Here is a 2,903-nt window from a genome sequence, read left to right as displayed (position 1 = left end):
GCTGATGCTAAAAAGGTAAGTGATCTTCTTCCATCAGGAACAGGAATCAAATGGTACAGCGCTTCAACAGGCGGTACTTTATATGCAGGTACAGACGTATTGGCTACAGGCACTTATTTTGTAAGCCAGACTACAAACGGATGTGAGAGCACAAGAACTTCAATTAGTGTAACGGTGAATACTACTCCGTCAGCACCGACAGCTTCAGCGCAGACATTCTGCTCGGCTGACGCTAAAAAAGTAAGTGATCTTCTTCCATCAGGAACAGGAATTAAATGGTACAATGCCTCAACAGGCGGTACTTTATATGCAGGTACAGAAGTATTGGCTACAGGTACTTATTTTGTAAGCCAGACTACAAGCGGATGCGAAAGCACAAGAACTTCGGTAAGTGTAACGGTGAATACTACGCCGTCAGCACCAGCGTCTTCGGCGCAGACATTCTGCTCGGCTGATGCTAAAAAGGTAAGTGATCTTCTTCCATCAGGAACAGGAATTAAATGGTACAGTGCTTCAACAGGCGGTACTTTATATGCAGGTACAGACGTATTGGCTACAGGCACTTATTTTGTAAGCCAGACTACAAGCGGATGTGAGAGCACAAGAACTTCAGTTAGTGTAACGGTGAATACTACGCCGTCAGCACCAACGGCTTCGGCACAGACTTTCTGCTCGGCTGATGCTAAAAAGGTAAGTGATCTTCTTCCATCAGGAACAGGAATTAAATGGTACAATGCCTCAACAGGCGGTACTTTATATGCAGGTACAGAAGTATTGGCTACAGGTACTTATTTTGTAAGCCAGACTACAAGCGGATGCGAAAGCACAAGAACTTCGGTAAGTGTAACGGTGAATACTACGCCGTCAGCACCAGCGTCTTCGGCGCAGACATTCTGCTCGGCTGATGCTAAAAAGGTAAGTGATCTTCTTCCATCAGGAACAGGAATCAAATGGTACAGCGCTTCAACAGGCGGTACTTTATATGCAGGTACAGAGGTATTGGCTACAGGTACTTATTTTGTAAGCCAGACCACAAACGGATGCGAGAGCACAAGAACTTCAGTTGGTGTAACGGTGAATACTACTCCAGTTAAACCGACAATTACAGCGAACGGAGCAACAACGTTATGTTCTGGTGAAAGTGTTATTTTGACATCAAGTTCGACTACAGGAAATCTTTGGTCAACAGGAGAAACTACACAGTCTATTACTGTAACATCTTCAGGAAATTATAATGTAACAGTAACAACTTTAGGTTGTTCTAGTCCTGTTTCAGATAATACTCCAGTTACCGTAAATCTTAAACCATCAAAACCTGTTGTAAATACAGTTAATCAAGCAACATGCTCTGGAACAACGGCTAGTGTTGAATTAAGTGGTCTTCCGGTAGGAAACTGGACAATAAACCCAGGAAATATTACAGGTAATACAACTACAACAACAATTTCTGGATTACTTCCAGGAAATACATATAATTATACAGTTACAAATTCTTTAGGCTGTGAATCTTTACCTTCTTCAGATGTAACAATCTCAGACTATATATGTGCTGTAAATGACACAGCATCATCTATAAATGGATTAACAGGAGGAACAATTTCAACTGTTTTTGTAAATGATAAAGTAAATGGATCATCATTCCTTCCAGCAGACGTTAGTTTAACAACGTCAGCACTTCCAACTGGTGTAACATTTAATTCAGATGGTACTATAACAATAGCTCCTAATACAGCAGCGGGAACACATACAATTACTTATACAATTTGTAAATCAACAAATCTTAGTATTTGTGATTCTGCAACAGTAGAAGTTGTAATTACAGCCCCTTCAATCGATGCAGTTGCCGATGCGCTTACCCCGTCAGTAAACGGACTTACAGGAGGAAACACGACATTATCATTAATCAACGATGATACATTGAATGGAGTTCAGGCCGTTATCGGCACGCTTCCAGGAAATGTTAGTATTGCCGGATCAGGTCTTCCGACAGGCATTACGATCAATGCAGACGGAACAGTTAAAGTAGCGCCGAATACAGCGGCAGGCACTTATAACATCCAGTACAGCATCTGTGAGATAAACAATACTTTGAACTGCGACAGCGCAGTATCTACAATAGTGGTTACAGCACCTTCAATCGATGCAGTTGCCGAGGCGCTTACCCCGTCAGTAAACGGACTTACAGGCGGAAACACGACATTATCATTAATCAACGATGATACATTGAATGGAGTTCAGGCTGTTATCGGAAACCTTCCAGGAAATGTTAGTATTGCCGGATCAGGTCTTCCTACAGGCATTACGATCAATGCAGACGGAACAGTTAAAGTGGCACCCAATACAGCGGCAGGCACTTATAACATCCAGTACAGCATCTGTGAGGTAAACAATACTTTGAACTGCGACAGCGCAGTATCTACAATAGTGGTTACAGCACCTTCAATTGATGCAGTTGCCGATGCGCTTACCCCGTCAGTAAACGGACTTACAGGAGGAAACACGACATTATCATTAATCAACGATGATACATTGAATGGAGTTCAGGCCGTTATCGGCACGCTTCCAGGAAATGTTAGTATTGCCGGATCAGGTCTTCCGACAGGCATTACGATCAATACAGACGGAACGGTTAAAGTGGCACCCAATACAGCGGCAGGCACTTATAACATCCAGTACAGCATCTGTGAGATAAACAATACTTTGAACTGCGACAGCGCAGTATCTACAATAGTGGTTACAGCACCTTCAATTGATGCAGTTGCCGATGCGCTTACCCCGTCAGTAAACGGACTTACAGGAGGAAACACGACATTATCATTAATCAACGATGATACATTGAATGGAGTTCAGGCCGTTATCGGCACGCTTCCAGGAAATGTTAGTATTGCCGGATCAGGTCTTCC

At 42.9% G+C, this 2,903-nt stretch carries 1 protein-coding gene; it reads left to right on the top strand.

All coding sequences use genetic code 11. The features are described from left to right. On the top strand, positions 1 to 2,903 hold a 2,903-nt coding region (locus EV144_RS24265; RefSeq protein ID WP_410501181.1), incomplete at both ends, for a beta strand repeat-containing protein.

The organism is Flavobacterium sp. 270 (genome assembly GCF_004368785.1).
Classification (GTDB): Bacteria; Bacteroidota; Bacteroidia; order Flavobacteriales; family Flavobacteriaceae; genus Flavobacterium.
Note: the sequence above shows the minus strand (reverse complement) of the source record. Positions and strands in the feature narration are given on the sequence as shown.